The sequence below is a fragment of the Vibrio sp. 704 genome (assembly GCF_033339295.1).
Window position 1 is genome coordinate 1 of sequence record NZ_JAWOUH010000829.1, and the last position, 562, is coordinate 562.

1 protein-coding gene and 1 pseudogene are annotated in these 562 nt (G+C 45.6%); both read right to left on the reverse strand.

Features of this window, described 5'->3' with window-relative positions; genetic code table 11:
* On the reverse strand, nucleotides 1-287 hold a 287-nt coding region (locus R7R24_RS29370), incomplete at its 3' end, for a LysR family transcriptional regulator (protein WP_318120546.1).
* Nucleotides 262-562 (reverse strand): annotated as a pseudogene (locus tag R7R24_RS29375) (multidrug transporter subunit MdtL); the annotation flags it as partial. The pseudogene R7R24_RS29375 and the gene R7R24_RS29370, both read right to left, overlap by 26 nt.

The window sequence follows — 562 nt, forward strand, 5'->3', positions numbered from 1 at the left end:
CCACTTGGCGCGTCATCACCTCGGTGTGAAACTATCTGGTTACCGATCTGCATCCAGTCTGACAACAGCACTTGCACGTTTGTCGCGAGATTTGTTGGCTTTAGGCCTTGCGGCGTATTCACAAAAAGCGGGTCATCAAACCAAGCCCGCAATTTGCCTAAAGATTTACTCACGGTTGAGGGAGTCACATTAAGTTTTTTCGCCGTTTTAGTAACACTCTGCTCTTGCAGTAGCAATTGCAGAGTGAGCAGTAAATTAAGATCAAGTCGGGCAAGAGATTTCTTCATGAGGCTCACTAACGTTATGATTTGGAAATAATAATATTATGGAGAGTCCAATAACGCCACTAGCAACCAACGCTATCATTAACATCATCACGGCCGGCACACCTAACGTAGCCATTAACCAAATGTAAAGTGCAGACCAAGAAATCTGCCCTATGCCAAGCATAGAGCTTGCCAGTCCAGCTTTGCGAGAGAACTGACTTAACGCTTGACTCATTGCCACACCAAACCCCATTGAGAAACCCATGCTGATTAGCGTGAAACCTACGATATAGGGT